Origin of the sequence: Shewanella sp. 5_MG-2023 (assembly GCF_030547465.1) — a bacterium.
Taxonomy (GTDB): Bacteria; Pseudomonadota; Gammaproteobacteria; order Enterobacterales; family Shewanellaceae; genus Shewanella.
In genome coordinates this window covers 13,131-29,360 of sequence record NZ_JAUORC010000040.1, presented here as the reverse complement: position 1 = coordinate 29,360, position 16,230 = coordinate 13,131, and the positions used below count along the sequence as shown (strand labels likewise).

12 protein-coding genes are annotated in these 16,230 nt (G+C 42.2%); 6 read left to right on the top strand and 6 right to left on the bottom strand.

Annotated elements, in window-relative coordinates; genetic code table 11:
* Positions 1-223: 223 nt before the first annotated feature.
* On the bottom strand, positions 224-1,285 hold the full coding sequence (locus Q4557_RS18460) for a polysaccharide lyase family 7 protein (protein WP_102440716.1): 1,062 nt from the start codon (positions 1,283-1,285) through the stop codon (positions 224-226).
* Positions 1,286-1,728: 443 nt separating this feature from the next.
* Between Q4557_RS18460 and Q4557_RS18455 the strand changes: the two genes are divergently transcribed.
* The 4 genes from Q4557_RS18455 to Q4557_RS18440 all read left to right on the top strand — a co-directional run bounded on the left by Q4557_RS18455 (position 1,729) and on the right by Q4557_RS18440 (position 7,052).
* Positions 1,729-2,931 carry an ammonium transporter gene (locus Q4557_RS18455; protein ID WP_102440715.1) on the top strand — a complete coding sequence of 401 codons (1,203 nt, stop codon included), beginning with the start codon at positions 1,729-1,731 and terminating at the stop codon, positions 2,929-2,931.
* A 302-nt stretch (positions 2,932-3,233) separates the two neighbouring features.
* Positions 3,234-3,656 carry a hypothetical protein gene (locus Q4557_RS18450; protein WP_102475665.1) on the top strand — a complete coding sequence of 141 codons (423 nt, stop codon included), beginning with the start codon at positions 3,234-3,236 and terminating at the stop codon, positions 3,654-3,656.
* Between the two features lie 385 nt (positions 3,657-4,041).
* Positions 4,042-6,357: a TonB-dependent siderophore receptor gene (locus tag Q4557_RS18445; RefSeq protein ID WP_303414640.1), complete on the top strand. Its 2,316-nt coding sequence runs from the start codon at positions 4,042-4,044 to the stop codon at positions 6,355-6,357.
* A 14-nt stretch (positions 6,358-6,371) separates the two neighbouring features.
* Complete coding sequence (locus Q4557_RS18440; RefSeq protein ID WP_303414637.1) at positions 6,372-7,052, top strand: Fe2+-dependent dioxygenase; 681 nt, start codon at positions 6,372-6,374, stop codon at positions 7,050-7,052.
* A gap of 20 nt (positions 7,053-7,072) precedes the next feature.
* Here Q4557_RS18440 and Q4557_RS18435 read toward each other — a convergent pair whose 3' ends face one another.
* Positions 7,073-7,981: an AraC family transcriptional regulator gene (locus tag Q4557_RS18435; RefSeq protein WP_303414633.1), complete on the bottom strand. Its 909-nt coding sequence runs from the start codon at positions 7,979-7,981 to the stop codon at positions 7,073-7,075.
* Positions 7,982-8,263: 282 nt separating this feature from the next.
* Between Q4557_RS18435 and Q4557_RS18430 the strand changes: the two genes are divergently transcribed.
* The gene (locus tag Q4557_RS18430) at positions 8,264-9,784 is read left to right on the top strand and encodes an aldehyde dehydrogenase family protein (RefSeq protein WP_303414631.1); all 1,521 of its coding nucleotides are present in this window, start codon (positions 8,264-8,266) and stop codon (positions 9,782-9,784) included.
* A gap of 126 nt (positions 9,785-9,910) precedes the next feature.
* On the opposite strand, the gene Q4557_RS18425 is transcribed toward Q4557_RS18430, so the two are convergent.
* Positions 9,911-10,618, bottom strand: coding sequence for a hypothetical protein (locus Q4557_RS18425; protein WP_303414629.1), 708 nt, complete (start codon positions 10,616-10,618; stop codon positions 9,911-9,913).
* A 326-nt stretch (positions 10,619-10,944) separates the two neighbouring features.
* Between Q4557_RS18425 and Q4557_RS18420 the strand changes: the two genes are divergently transcribed.
* A complete protein-coding gene (locus Q4557_RS18420; protein ID WP_303414626.1) occupies positions 10,945-12,975 on the top strand; it encodes a S9 family peptidase in 2,031 nt (676 codons plus the stop codon).
* A gap of 174 nt (positions 12,976-13,149) precedes the next feature.
* Here Q4557_RS18420 and traF read toward each other — a convergent pair whose 3' ends face one another.
* From traF to Q4557_RS18405, 3 genes are all read right to left on the bottom strand, one after another.
* Positions 13,150-14,355 (bottom strand): conjugal transfer protein TraF, encoded by a 1,206-nt coding sequence (gene traF / locus Q4557_RS18415; RefSeq protein ID WP_303414623.1) that lies wholly within the window; start codon positions 14,353-14,355, stop codon positions 13,150-13,152.
* A gap of 185 nt (positions 14,356-14,540) precedes the next feature.
* Entirely contained in the window at positions 14,541-15,065 is a 525-nt protein-coding gene (locus Q4557_RS18410; protein ID WP_303414621.1) for a hypothetical protein, read from the bottom strand.
* Entirely contained in the window at positions 15,058-15,807 is a 750-nt protein-coding gene (locus Q4557_RS18405) for a helix-turn-helix domain-containing protein (protein WP_102530686.1), read from the bottom strand. The genes Q4557_RS18410 and Q4557_RS18405 overlap by 8 nt, the downstream gene beginning before the upstream one ends.
* Positions 15,808-16,230: the final 423 nt, after the last annotated feature.

Sequence of the window (16,230 nt, the reverse complement as noted above, 5' to 3'; positions counted from 1 at the left end):
ACTGAATAGCGCAGCTGTAGAGGCAAATGTTTAACTATTTTGTATAGATAAGAGGTCGGTTGTTTATATCGATAAGCGACTGCTTGGCGCAGCTATTGAAGCAATGAGTCCTGAATCAGGGTTAAAATTAATAATTAACGCTACAAAAAAACGCCCAATGACAATGCATTGGGCGATATAGCTAACGGCGATTTAACGCCATTAAAGATCAATAAAATAGCGGTTACTGATTAAGCTCTAGCTCATAGAAGCTTGCTTGGGCATAGTCACCGGCTTCCATACCACGCCACTCACAGTTTGAGCTACTTGCTTTGGTATTACATTGATTATAAACACCGGCTTTGTAGTACATCCAATCAGCTTGGTAACCTTGGTCAACTTCGTGACCTTGGTAATTACCTTCTGCTAGGTTCACATCAAAGGTTTTAACGATTTCGTTTGCTTCACCAGGATTTTTGGTGAAAGTAAGCTTCATGATGTCACCTTCAACATTCACTTCATAAGAGAATATTTCTCCTAGACGGATACCATCTTGTGGATCGTCATGGTGCTCACGTAGGTTGTAAGTGCCGAATACATTATGGCGAATATCTTTACGTAGCTTCTTGCCGTTACTATCTCTGGCATCTTGTAATTCTGGTATTGGATTTAGCTCATAGTTCCAAGACAGTGAACCAAATTCGTGACCTGGCAGCTTACGATATAAGATTTTTAATGGCTCGTTATCAGAACCATGAATTTGGCCAATAACCACTGCAAAGGCATTGTTCTTGCGGTATTCACCACTGGTACTGACTTGATCAACTGCCAATGTAGCTTTCAGTTGGCCGCCAATTGCGCCGTACTCGCTTGCATCTGGGTGAGAGGCAATTACAAAATTGGTTTTTGGATCATCGTATTTTTCAGCCAACATGCCGCGTAATTCGCTACGGGTGTTTTTACTATTTGGCGTTGTAGGCGCTTCATTTGGTGCAACAAAAACCAAGGCACCGGTTTTAGGGTCGGTATAAAACCACTCAGGGTGAACGTAAGGGGTTTGGGTATTACCAAGGTCGTGGCGATTAATCTCTAAGGCTTTGCCTTTACGCGAGCCTTCTGTAGTTAGCTCAGGAAGGGTGATTTTCCATTTTGTTAGGTCAAAGTTTTGTGCTGGCGCTTTAGTCGCATCAAGATTGTATTTAGTGAGATCGTAGTTGAACTCTTTTTTTACTTGTGGAGCCGGTGAGGTCGCGGAGCAACCTGCAAGAATAGCAACCGCTAGTATACTAAGATGGAGCTTTTTCATTGTTTTTACCCTTAGGATTAACTCTATTTCATTGCTTAAGGATACTACAGTATTATTGTATTACAAAAGTGTGATCGAGATAGGGAAATGAATTTTTTGCTGCACAATTAAGCTAACTTTGTGCACTATTTGAGGTTTAGCCGTGCTGTCAGTGGTTTTCACTGTAAAAATATTGATATCAAGCATGGGTTTGCACCAGTGAGTGGCGGTTAGTTTGTTGAGTGATCCACAGTGGTGCAACCCTTGTTATTTAATATTGCTTTAGCGACTAGCTAATCGTTATTTATGCACTTATTTAGGGCGTAATTGGTGCTATTTCACCTTATTCATCAATGTCTTGCACCTTACTGGTACAAATTAGTATGACAAAACCTTAATAACGGAATAATTCTTGCTTTTGTAAGTCCCTGAATTTAATAAAAGAAAAACTTATGGGGATAAGCATGGATAACATTAGTGATGCAATTAGCGTCATGGCACAAAGTGCAAATACATTATTTATCTTACTTGGTGCCATTATGGTGCTGGCAATGCATGCGGGTTTTGCCTTTTTAGAAGTCGGTACTGTTAGGCATAAAAACCAAGTGAATGCGCTAGTTAAAATCTTAACTGATTTTGCTTTTTCAGCGCTGGCGTACTTTGTCATTGGCTACCAAATAGCATATGGCAGTCACTTTTTTGTCAGTGCTGATGCGCTAACGGCTAATAACGGCTACGAGCTGGTTAAGTTCTTTTTCTTACTCACCTTTGCAGCAGCAATCCCTGCCATCGTATCGGGTGGCATTGCCGAGCGCGGCAGTTTTAAACCTTTCTTATTAGCATCAGCTTTGATCGTAGCGTTGGTATACCCACTGTTTGAAGGCATGATTTGGAATGGTAACTTTGGTTTTCAAACTTGGTTAAATGACACCTTTGGCGCTGAGTTCCATGACTTTGCAGGCTCGGTAGTGGTACACGGTATGGGTGGCTGGTTAGCGCTGGTGGCGATATATGTATTGGGCTCTCGCCAAGGCCGTAAACCGGGTGTGGCATTTGCACCCTCTAATATTCCGTTTCTGGCACTCGGTTCATGGATACTGATTGTCGGTTGGTTTGGCTTTAATGTTATGTCAGCGCAAACCCTTGATGGCATTAGTGGCTTAGTGGCGGTAAACAGTTTAATGGCCATGGTTGGCGGCACCATTATCGCGTTGATTGTCGGTAAAAATGACCCTGGTTTTATCCATAACGGCCCGCTTGCAGGCTTGGTGGCTGTGTGTGCTGGTTCTGACTTAATGCACCCAGTAGGGGCATTTATTGTTGGCGGTGTGGCCGGTGGTTTATTTGTGATGGTGTATACCCGTTTACAACGCAGTACTAAAATTGATGATGTATTAGGCGTTTGGCCATTACATGGTTTATGTGGTGTGTGGGGCGGCGTTGCTGCAGGCATATTCGGTCAGCAAGCTTTTGGTGGATTAGGTGGCGTAAGCGTAATGTCTCAAGTGGTTGGCACTGTCGCTGGGGTTGCTGTGGCGCTTATTGGTGGTTTTATTGTGTATGGCGTCGTCAATAAAATCTCTAGCTTACGTTTAAGCCAAGAAGATGAATTTATTGGCGCTGATCTAGCGATCCATAAGATTGGTTCTACCAACTCAGATAAATAGTCTGTTACGCACTAATAGCGGCATAAATCTAGCGGCATAAATCGCTTTGGTGAGTAATACTTTAATTAAGGCGCTAATAGGCGCCTTAATTGATCTTATTGCTATATTTGATGAGTCTCATGTATTGTCGATGTTAGTTGTGGTTTATAAAAAGCACGCTACGGACACTAAACAGGCCTGTGTTTCTGGTAAACTCAGCTTACTTAGTTGCTAAAGCGTTAGCTCGTAACACATTCGTTCTTGAAACAGTTAATCAGATCGGTTTAAAACTGTTTTTAAATTTTGCTTAAAAGGAATCTCCCATGCGCACATCATTAACCTTATCTGCATCTATCGCTGCTTTATTACTTGTTCAAGGCTGTAATGAGCAAGTTGAACCACAATCTGAGCCAGCACCAGCAGTGGTAAAAGCAGCCCCTGTAGAAAAAACGGCTGAAATGGAAAAACCTGATACTAGCTCTGAAAAAGGGATCGCTATGCAACAAGGGACTGTAAGATATTTTGATCTTGAAGGTGGATTTTGGGGCATTTTAACTGACGATGGTCAGCAAATTCTGCCAAGTAACTTAGCAAAAGAATATCAAAAAGATGGTTTACGTTTGAGCTTTAGTGCCGCTGAAGTGACTGACATGATGACGATTCAGCAATGGGGTATTTTATCGACCCTAAGCAATATTGAAGTTATCGGTCAGGTGGAAAGTAAAGGTGGTAACCCACTTATCTAGTTCTTTAACTAGAACTAGGCTTAGGTCTTTTTAAGACTAGTTTGCTCAGCTTATAAAAATAAGCTTATTTTTTACAATGGGTTGATCTATAACAGGTCAGCCCATTTTTATTGCTGCCGCTTTAATTATTCGCCGCTTTAATCAATACCCCTCTTGAATTAATACCTTCTTTAATCAATGTCTTGTTTAGTCAATGTCTTGTGTAATCCGTAAGTTGTTGCGTGGGACTTGCTAACACAGTTGGTTCAGCAAAACGTCTCACATCACTAAATTTACAATTCAAACACTAATGTAAATGATAATGGTTTCTATTTACATTGTTGTTGCCGCTTTGTTAGTATCGCCTCCTAAATTAGTTGGTTCTAACAAAAGGATTGTTTTTAATATGAAATCTCGCTATCACACGTCGTTATCCCTAGGTGCAAAAGCCGTTGCTACCGCCTTGTTTTTTAGTGGCGCTCCTGCCTATGCTGCTGAAGTAGAAACTGAAGCTTGCGATAAAAGCGAAAATATTGAATGCCAGTCACAAGAAGCCATCGAGCGCATTGAAGTCCACGGGGTGAAAAGTTCGGTGTATTTTTACGATACATCAGGGGATAAACGTCGCGTTGCCGATCTAGTTGATACCCCACAAATGATCACGGTACTGACTCAAGATCAAATTCAAGAATCTGGCTTAACCGATTTAAAAGATATTTTGTCTACCCAAGCGGGTGTGACCTTGGGCACCGGTGAAAACGGTAATGCTTTTGGTGATCGCTATATTATTCGTGGCCATGAAGCCCGCAGTGATGTGTTTGTTGATGGTTTGCGCGATCCGGGCATGACTACTCGTGAAAGTTTTGCCACCGAACAAGTGGAAATAACCAAAGGCCCAAGTTCAACCTTTGCTGGACGCGGATCATCAGGCGGTGCCGTTAACAGTGTCACCAAAAAAGCCTCAACTGCTTATAACTTTGGCCGCGTTGATGCCGCAGTCGGTACCGATGATCACACTCGTTTTACTGTTGATTATAACGTGCCGCTAACTGAAGATGTCGCGCTGCGAATTAACGGCCTGATTGCCGATGAAGATAAGCCGGGCCGTGAAGGCATTAGCTCAGAAAGAAATGGTGCTCAATTGTCTTTAGTGTATGAAGCGACTGATGCTTTGTCATTTATCGCCGATGGTTACTACATGAAGGCCGATGATGTGGCTGATTTAGGTAGCTACTTTGACCAAGATACTCGCAAGCCAATCGAAGATATTCCAGTTTATGCTCAAGATTCTGACTTTCTCAGCTCTGATGTCAGCACGTTTACCTTGCGTACCGAATATGACATTTCAGACAGCTTAACTTTCTACAATGCTACTCGTATTGGTCGCACTGAAAATGGCTATATAACTACGGGTATGAGTGGCACTAATCGCGCAGCCAGCGATGTTGACGCGCCGGGGGCTGAAACCTTAACCATTAGCACCCATCAAGGACGCCAAGATGTTGAATACTGGAACACTCAGTTCAACTTATTCTGGAATACCGATATTTTAGGTATGGAGAATAAGTGGGTATTTGGACTCGAATATAGCGATGAATCAGTGGATAACGGCTTGTATGATATCGTCAATAATAACGCCACTAATTGTATTGTCGATGGCCGCCGAGGCGAGTCTGGTGCTTACTGTATTATTGATGGTAATGGCGATGAAGTTGATAATATCGACCAGCTGATGGGCCGTACTTATTCAAAAGGGGCATCTGATGCCATATATAACATCGAAACCATCTCGGCTTACTTCATGGATACCGTGGCAATCACCGAAGAGGTAGAACTCTTTTTCGGCTTCAGACAAGATAGCTTTGATTACACCAATGACACTTCAAGTAGCCGTAATGGTGATATTTTATATGACTATTCCGACAGCATGTATAACGGCCATGTTGGCTTAGTGTATAGCCTGACAGAAGCAGGCAATATATACGCCAGCTACAGTACCGCGACTAACATCAATGGCGGTGAGTCAGACCTTGGCGCAAGTTGTGGTTATGGTGGACTTTGTGGCACACCTGAGCAAGTACTGGCAGCGGATCCAGAATTGGTTGAGAATATTGAACTGGGTACTAAATGGATGCTGTTTGACGATAGCGTGATGTTTTCTGCCTCGGTATTCCAAATCACTAAAGATGATGTAATGGAAAGCGTCGGTGATAGCTATTCAACCTTAGGTAGCCTCAATACCGGTAAAAACCGTGTAGAAGGGATTGAAATTGGCATGGTGGGTAACATTACTGATGCCTTTAGTATTCAGCTTTCAGCGTCATTAATGGACTCAGAAGTACTTGAATCATTTAATGAAGATTATATCGGTAAAAAACTGAGTAACTTTGCTGATGAAAGTGCCTATTTACAGCTCCGTTATGAGATTAATGACATGTTTGTCATTGGTGGTGGTTACACTTATCAAGGCGAAATGTACGGCGGACAGCCTGACACAGCAGCAGGATATGATCCTGAAAATGACCGTTACAGCGTAGTGGTACCGGCTTATCAAGTGGTGAGTTTATTTGCTAATTACAATGCGACAGAAGCATTAACCTTCCGGATTAATGTGGGTAATGTTCTCGATGAGGAGTACTGGACTGCGGCATATCGCTCAGGCTCATTCATGTATCTTGGTGATGCAAGAAACGCCAACTTAACTGCGACATTTGAATTTTAATTAAAGGGATCATCATGATTGTTATTGAGAAAATATTGACTGCTGAAGAAGTGAGCTTATTTAGGCAGCAATTAGCTGATGCGCCATGGTTAGATGGCAAGCAAACCGCCATGGGCATGGCGGCGTCAGTCAAAAATAACCATCAAGCGGATGCTAATGATGATGTGGTGCGCCAACTGGCTAATAGGTTATTAGCTAAGTTTGGCAGCACGCCAAAGGTCGTTTCGGCGGCCTTACCCCATAAAATTTTTCCGCCTTGCTTTAATCGCTATGGTATCTCTGAAGAATATGGTTTTCACGTAGACGCTGCCGTGATGCGCATTCCTGGCACCAATGAGGTGCTAAGAAGTGATATGTCGATGACCACCTTTTTAAGTGAGCCAGATGAGTATGACGGTGGTGAGTTAATCATTGCTACCGAGTTTGGCGAGCAGCAAATAAAGCTGCCAGCAGGTTACGCAGTATTGTATCCATCTAGCAGTTTACATAAAGTCACTGCAGTAACCCGTGGTGAACGAGTGGCTGCCATTACCTGGATGCAAAGCATGGTGGCTGATGGCAGTTTAAGGCAAAACCTGTATCAGCTTGATCAAACCATTCAAAAGCTCATTAGCCAAGGTAATACCGATCGCAGTGAGTTAGATAATCTGCACAATGTTTATCATAATTTGATCCGTCAATTTACCCAGCTGTAAGCTTAAATCCGATTTAAAAGCTAACTCGCTAAATGGCGCAGTTTATAATCAACAGGGCAAATGCCATAAAACTGTTTAAACAGGCGACTAAAATGGCTAGCACTGTGATAGCCCAGTGAATAACACACTTGGGTTATTTGCTGGCCTTGCTCTATCAGCGTCGCAGCTTGAGTTAAGCGGCTTTGCTGCTGATAAACCATCGGCGTGCAGCCCAAATGCTGTTTAAATTGCTGAAAAAACTTACTGCGGCTCATACAGGCTTGTCGGCACAAGGCATTAATATCTAATGGCTCGCTGAGGTGCTGCTTAATATAGTGTAACGAGGCGTTGAGGCCATTAAATTGCGGGTCGTTATGACTGTGATGCAATAAAAAATCACGGGTTTGATGACGCATTAAGCGCACTATTAATTCTGAAATCGCCAAATCAATCAGATAACTGCGGTCCTGTTCATTCTCGGTATAAATCGCCACAATTCTGTCTAATAGTGCTTGGGTTTGCTGATTATGGTGGGTATGCACTAAAGATGGTTGGTATTGCCAGTGGCCATATTGCTTATCGATAGGCGCGCTCAGATTGAGTTTATCGGCAATTTGTTGTACCCGTTCGGTTGAAATCTCAATGGCTAAACAGGTGGTGGGTTGATGGATTTTAGCCTCAGGAAAATCAATTTCTACGGCTTGATTGGGCGCCATAATAAAAGATTCATGGGGGTAAAACGCCGCCTCATAATCATCTACCGAGTGCATCACTTTTTTACCCGTCACCATGCCGCAAAATAACAGTTGGTCAGATTGTAGTGCCACCCGTGAGGCTTGCTCAAAGGTATCGTAAATACTCAGTTCAGATTCAGGTCCAGCAAAACTAATCTTGTTTTCTACTAGTACCTTTGGCTTGCTGCGCTGCAGTTGTAGGCGTCCACTGATCATATTGTTCCCTCACAGAGTGATACCAAGTCATTTGGTATATTTGTTCCTGAACAACAATCCTTACTTATGCTGTGATAGCTTTTCCCTTAAAACTCGGAGCTAATTCGTTAACTTAAATCATTAACTTAGCTCAGCTTATGGGTAATGTCGCCATGAGCTAGACAGTAGTTTCACAATCATTTGTACTGTGAGTCAACAGCTGTGGATTCTCAGAATAGTCACTTTCCAATAATTGATTTAGCTTAATTAGTTATCCAAAAAATACAATTAGAGGAAAGTAGCATGATTTACGCAGCACCCGGCGAAGCAGGTTCAGAAATGAGCTATAAATCTGTATATCAAAACTTCATAGGCGGTCAGTGGGTTGAGCCTGTTAATGGCAAGTATTTTGACAATATCAGCCCAGTAAATGGCCAAGTTTTTTGTAAAATTCCCCGTTCAGATGCACAAGATATTGAGTTAGCCCTTAATGCAGCCCATAAAGCTCAAGCATCTTGGGGTAAAACCTCTGCCACGGAGCGTTCTAATATTTTATTAAAAATAGCCGATCGCATCGAAAATAACCTAACGGCTCTGGCAGTGGCCGAAACTTGGGATAACGGTAAAGCCGTGCGCGAAACCCTTAATGCCGATATTCCCTTAGCAGTTGATCACTTCCGTTACTTTGCTGGCTGTTTACGTGCCCAAGAGGGCAGCGCCGCAGAGATTGATGCCAATACCTTGTCGTACCATATTCATGAGCCGTTAGGGGTTGTTGGGCAAATTATTCCGTGGAACTTTCCTCTATTAATGGCGGCGTGGAAGCTTGGGCCTGCGCTCGCTGCGGGCAACAGCGTGATCCTTAAACCTGCGGAGCAAACACCAGCATCGATTCTATTTTTAATGGAGTTAATTGGCGATCTGCTGCCTGCTGGGGTGCTTAATATCGTTAATGGTATTGGTGAAGAAGCAGGTCAAGCGCTCGCAACCAGTAAGCGTATTGCCAAAATTGCCTTTACTGGCTCAACTCCTGTTGGATCGCATATTTTAAAATGCGCCGCTGAAAACATTATTCCCTCCACGGTCGAGCTAGGTGGTAAGTCACCCAATATCATCTTTAACGATGTGGTTAACTTTGAAGATGAATATTTAAGTAAGTGCGTAGAAGGCGCGGTACTGGCCTTTTTCAACCAAGGAGAAGTATGTACCTGTCCGTCACGGTTACTGATCCAAGAAGATATTTACCCGCAATTCATGGAAATGCTGATAGAGCGATCAAAAGCGATCAAGCGTGGTAATCCCTTAGATACCGACACCATGGTTGGCGCGCAGGCATCGAAAGAGCAGTTCGATAAAATATTAGGCTACATTGATATCGGCAAAAAAGAAGGCGCTGAAGTGTTATTAGGCGGCGAGATTGCATCTGTGGGTGATAATTTTGATAGTGGTTATTATATTCAGCCAACCTTGCTTAAAGGCACCAATGATATGCGGGTGTTCCAAGAAGAGATTTTTGGCCCAGTGATATCGCTCACCACCTTTAAGGATGAAGCCGAAGCACTCGCCATGGCCAATAACTCTGACTTTGGCTTGGGCGCAGGAGTGTGGACCCGAGACACTAACTTGGCTTATCGAATGGGGCGTAATATTCAAGCAGGCCGAGTGTGGACCAACTGCTATCACATGTATCCAGCCCATGCGGCATTTGGCGGTTATAAAAAATCAGGCGTGGGCCGTGAAACCCACAAGATGGCCTTAAATCATTACCAACAAACCAAAAACTTGCTGGTGAGTTACGACATTAACCCGTTAGGTTTTTTCTAAGCGATTAATCATGGGATAGTTGCAGCTTGATAGTTAAAGGCTATTTTTCAAGGTCATTTTAACAGGCTATTTTCAAGCTAAATATTAATAGGGCAAACAAGTTAGCTTGCTTGCCCTACTTATAATCTAAGACGACTCTCTTTTAGAGAGATAGGTCATGAGTAAATGAATTAACCCCATATACACAAATGCGCTCCAAGAGATGGCATCACTTATTTTATAGTCTAATTCGGCACAATAACCGACACTGCCATCATATTCTTCATTGGCTTCAGCCCAAAGACTGCTGCTACCACTAAAAACCATCACCAGAATGCCTAAGCTAAATAGGTTGCTGGTTACTCCCCAAAGTGACCATGATACTAGCTCTATTAGTATGATTAGTCCCAGTGCAATAGTCGCCACCACCTTCTTGGTTAGCAGAGTTTTAGGCAAAAAATGGATGATAAACAGCATCAATAAGGTCATTAAGGCCGCATATTGAAAGAAGGTATAAATGGTGTCTGCGGCAACCGATTTCAGCATAAAGCTGAGCAGTATTCCCGCGCCTAAGACAATAACATTGAAGCCTGCAAAGATTTTTATCGGCAACTTTTGGTCTAATAACAGCGCCCCAGCAATGCTGAAGAACAAATACATGGCTAAAATGGGCCAAAAACCGAGTATATTGAACCACTCAATGGGAATATAACTAATTGCTAAATAATTACAGACTCCCCCCCAAATGATGGCCAGAAAAATCAGCAAATTAAATTGTAATTTACTGATTTTATAATCAGTTAAAAAAACCGCTGAAAGCTGCTGTTTTATCTTGTCTTGATGTGAATCAACCATGTTGCACCATTGTTATATTCCCCTTATTAATCAACAGCTAATTTTAATAATGGTAGCTTTTTTTATAAACTGCTTACAATGGTGTTTAGGTCAAAAACTAGCCTGATAAGCTCTAAATTTGTGGTTTTTGCTTATCAATCTCAGGTTTAAGTTTTATTTAAGTGTTAAGCCTGATGATAGTGATGTGATAACAGTAACAACTTGCCAACTGAGCCACTGCTATTTGTTGATGACGATAGAATTTAGTTAACTTTTATCGCCGCATGAACAGACAAAGTTATTAGCAAAAATAAAATAATTAAAACAAAATTTAAAGGAGACGACACGTGAAGAGAGTCGGGATCGTGCTGTTGTGCATGTTTATGCCAATAGCGACAGCGTTTGCAGAGCAAACCAAAACCCTTTCAGTGGATGTATTGTGGCAACTAAGCCGTTTAGGTAATCCTACTATTTCCCCCAATGGCGATTACATCATTGCACCTGTCACTAACTACGATGTGCCTGAAGATAAAGGCTCAACTCAATTATGGTTATTTGATAAAGAGGGCAACAGCCAGCGCCCAATTACCGCTCAAGGTTTACGTGTGAGTGAGCCAACCTTCTCACCAGACAGCAATACTTTAGCTTTTATCAGCAAGCGTGATAAAGACGAAGCGGGTCAAGTGTACTTATTACCAATGAACTCACCAGGTGAAGCCCAGCGCTTAACTGAGGTGCCAAGTGGCGCTTATGGAATTAAGTGGGTGGGTGAGCATATTTACTTTATCAGTTCAGTATTTCCAGGTAAAAACTGGGATCAAGTAGCCGAGCAATTAAAAGCTGATAAAGACGATAAAGTATCAGCCCACCAATGGAATGCACTACCTTATTCAAGCTTTGATCATTGGCTTGATGAAGACCGTGAAGCCCATGTGTTTCGTATCCCTGCTAAAGGTGGCGATATTGAGCCAATTACTCAGCCTTTAAACAAGCAGTTACCACGTTCGTCGCAAAGTGCAGCTAGCTATGACATCGATCCAGCTGAGGGTTTTATTGCCTTTAATAGCAACGGTTGGGACAACCAAGTTGACGCTAAAATCGATATCTTTTTAGCAAAAATTGGTAGCGGTAAGGTTGAAAACCTAACCCCGAACAACCAAGCGCCAGATGCAAACCCAACATTTAGCCCAGACGGCAAAACCTTGGCTTTTACCCGCCAAACGATTCATGGTTTTTATGCCGATACTGCCAAGCTAATTTTGCTCGATGTTAACAAGCGCAGCGAAAAAGTGATTGCCAAAGACTGGGATCGCAGCGTCGCGCGTTTTGTGTGGACACCCGACAGCAAAGGCTTTTATGCAGCCATTGATGATGCCGCCACAAGACGCATTTTTCATATCAATGCTAAAAATGGCAAAGTAAAAGCCATTACTAAAGCGACCAACTTTGGTATGCCAGCCCTTGCGAATGACGGCACCTTAGTGGCTGCTAATGACAGCTTTATGTTTCCTGCTAGATTGGTAAAAATTAATCCTCGTAATGGCAGTAGCACCCGTTTAGACAGCTTTAATGATGAGATTTTAGCGGATATCGATGTGGGCACTTATGAGTCAGTGACTTATAAAGGCTACAACGATCAAGACATTCAAATGTGGGTCCATTATCCACCGGGTTTTGATCGCAGCAAAAAATACCCGCTAATGATGCTTATTCACGGTGGCCCGCACAGTGCGATTTCTGATGGCTTCCATTATCGCTGGAATGCACAAACCTTTGCGTCATGGGGTTATGTGACGGCGTGGCCAAACTTTCATGGTTCAAACAGCTTTGGTCAAGACTTTGCTGACAGCATCAACCCAGACTGGAAAAACAAGTCACTGGAAGATGTGTTTAAAGCGACAGAGTGGTTTAAGCAAAAAGACTGGATCGATAACGATCGTTTAGTGGCGGGTGGTGCAAGCTATGGCGGCTACTTAACCTCGATTATATTAGGTCAAAAAGAACAGCCATTTAATGCGTTATTTATCCACGCTGCGGTCTATAACATGTACTCGCAAATGGCGGCAGATTTCTCGGTTCACAGTACCCGTTTTGGTAACTACTGGGACAAGCCAGAAATCTACAAGGCAATTTCGCCCCATTACGGCGCTGAAAACTTTAATACCCCAACCTTAGTGGTTCATGGTCAGCTTGATTACCGTGTGCCAGTCGGCCAAGGTTTTGAGTTATTCCGCACTCTGCAAACCCGTGGTGTGGAGTCGAAGATGATTTACTTCCCTGATGAAAACCACTGGATCATGAAGCCGAATAATTCAATTTATTGGTATAACCAAGTTGAGCAGTGGATGAACAGCTTTGCTGAACCTGGAGCTAAATAGTAGGGGCGAAATACAAATATTTAAGCCTTACTAACTGATTAAATATCACTTATAAAAAAGGCTGTTGCAGAACTTTCTGCAACAGCCTTTTTATTATCAGCAACGTAAGCGTTGTTAATTATGGTTACTTTTTAAAAATCTCTGCTCAGAAAGCTTAAACTTTAAATCTAAAACCTAAAAAGTGAAGCTGGTTTGCAGTGCTGCGCCCATATTATTTTCATCACTGTAATTGGCTGAAATATCGATATTAAATACTCCAGCAATGGATAAGCCTAAACCGGCAGTCACGCTGTTATCGATATTATCTGTTAAATCTGTTTGGTAGCCGGCGCGCAATTTAGCCCAGCTAGCAGGGGTAAACTCAAGCCCAATAGCCGCGAGTTGGCGATTGTCATTACTGCTATCAAACTGGTTAAGCGTGCCGTCAATATTGCTATAACCTTCAGATTCATTTAACTGCACATCAATGGCTGCGGTGATAAAACGGTTTTGATAATTTGCACTCACTGTATAAGTCGGACTTATTTCATATTGACCTTGCACGCCATTAATTAGCTCAGTGTCATAGCTATTCTCGATTAAGTTTTTACCCACAAAACCAAAGCCAAATCCGGCGTTATGTTGATAAGCAATACCGACATCAAGGTTCATATTGCCTTGATCGTTTTGGTAGCGATCATCATCCCAGTCATCAAACTCAAAGTTATCAATGTCGGTAATATAATTTATGGTGTTTACCTGTTGATATTTAGGTGACACCCCATAGTAGAGCTCGCCTGTGGCAAACTGATGCGACTTAGCTAAGCTGACACCAATTTCGGTAACAACTACACCCATGGTTAACGCTTGAGAGTTCAACTCTTGGTTGATGATATTGCTTGGATCAAGATCGCTATCAGCAATATCAGCAAACACCAGTGCATCGGCATAGGCTTGGGCAAACAGGTTGACCGATACAAATTTATTGGGGATCGCAATGGCTAACTGGGTGCCCACTTGTACTTGGGCGTAATTGCCTTGGATCAACTGCAGTTGATCGATCACCACTTGGGCATCAGCTTCAGTTGGCATGCTGATGTTCTTAAAATCATCATAAACGTCTGAAAAATCTTCAACATTCTCGATAGTGTCAGTGGGATCGTTAGCGTGTACCCCAAAAGCAGGGAACAATACCGCCACGCCATCGGACTCTTTAAAACGCGCCGTTAATGCAGGGTTATGAAATGGCGCGGTTAAATAATCAGCGCTGCTAACACCCACGCCGCCCATGGCATGTGAGCGCGCATCAAAACTGTGATTGTTAGCTTGAACTGAGGTAGCAAAGGCCGCGGCCATGCATAAAGGAAGGTAGCGCAGTGTTCTTGTGGTTATTATAGGCATATTAATCCAGTAACATATTGTTATTAATAGTTTTATTTAAGTTGTTCGAAGCGGGATTATAGCATTGCTTAGGCTTGTTGTTACCAAGTGTTTGTGCTTATGTGAACTGAGCTGCATTGTTTTTATATTTTTTAGCCTATTAGCAAGTGACGGTTTTAAAGCGTCACTTTAAATCATTAGCTCAGTTACTTCATTTCCACTAGGTTGCAGGCACAGATATTAGTACTGGGTAAAAAATACAGTAACACGGTATTTTGTTGCGCATTTCGATTAGTAATTTGAATCGTAAGGTTATGGACGCCTTTTTTACTGATATTTCTTTTAGCAAAGGCCTCTAAGTGGCTGGCATGTTGTGGTAATGGCAGCTCAGTATTATGCCTAATTAATTCATTGTGGGTTAAGTTTAAAATGTAGGTGTCTTTCTCTTTATAAGCGCTAAGTACATCGCCTGTTAAATACAGGGTTGCAATAGGATTGCCATCGGTCGTGAAGTAACGGTAGCTGATACTGGCGGAACGTTTTTGTAAGGTAAAATCAGCGATCAGCGAGTGATGTTCAATGGTGTCACTATTAGGGTTTTTCGCCACTAATTCATTGCGACAAGATAGCACCATATCCACTTCGGTGGCTTTGATATGCTGGTAAACAATGACGATGGTGACAATGGATATTAAGGCCGCCAGTATTCTGAATATGATGCGATTAGTCACAGAGTGATACCTCAGCTAGCCATTTATCGGAGATAAAATTCGGGGTTAAACTAAAATCACTGGTTTTAATATTGCGCATTAAGTTATCGCCATTTGGCTTTTGCCGAGCTAAAGAGATATTTAACACCTGCATGTCGTTAGAAAATGCCAGATACACTTGTTGCCACACTAAGGTGTTGCATTGGTTGAGAGCAGCAATGATTTTTTCTTCAGTGGGCTTATCTTGTTGCATTGATATGCTGGGTGACTCAAGCCACGTCAGTTTTATTTGTTGCTGATTATCTAATTGCACAATGCGGCTATTTTTGACTGGCGTTTGTGCAGGTTTAAACAGTATGTATTGATGCATTGCTGCAATAATGGCGGTTAACACTACAAGCACCAATGCAGTGGTATAGATAAAGTGTTTTTTATGCTTTGCAGATTGCTGAATCCAACTGGCTGCTGGTGGGGTGATATTGAGCCGATAACCTTTACGCGGAATGGTTTCAATTAATTCAGCATAATTTTCGCCAAAGTACTTACGCAAAGTAAATACTGCTTTTGCCACTGCCGATTCACTCATAACAGGGCTTTGGGAGCCAGCACAGGCTAATTGGCCTTTGGTCATGATGCGATTGGGGTGAAGACTTAATTGCTCTAAAACCTGACTTTCGGTGCGGGTAAGGTGCAGCTGAACTTGAGATTCAGTATTGAGTATTTGGCTATTGGCAATATCAAATTCAAAGATTTCAATGCGCATTTAAATCACACTCAGATAAACATTCTATTGTTAAGTTTACTGCAATTAAATAATTACAAACATTCTACAAATCACAGTTTTACCATACAGCACTAACTTTGCAGCTGGCTTTTGCTAAAAGCCACTCATTACTTCTTTGTTATGACCAATAGCCATTGCAGTCGCGGCTGCTCGTATCAAGCTCCCGCGCTTCGGATATTGCTAGTTCTGCTACGGACAATTAACTTAACGTGATCTGGGTCACATTAGATTTTAAGTAATCTCAAAAGTAAAACTCTGTAATTAGTATTACGTGCTAAATGCGGGTGCTTTTTTGATATTTAACGCTGTTAAGTTGAGTTTTTTCGCTATTTAATCCATCTTCAATTCGATTTTTCTAATGGAGTGATTAACTGAAATATTACTTTGAACTAGCTCCCGTTG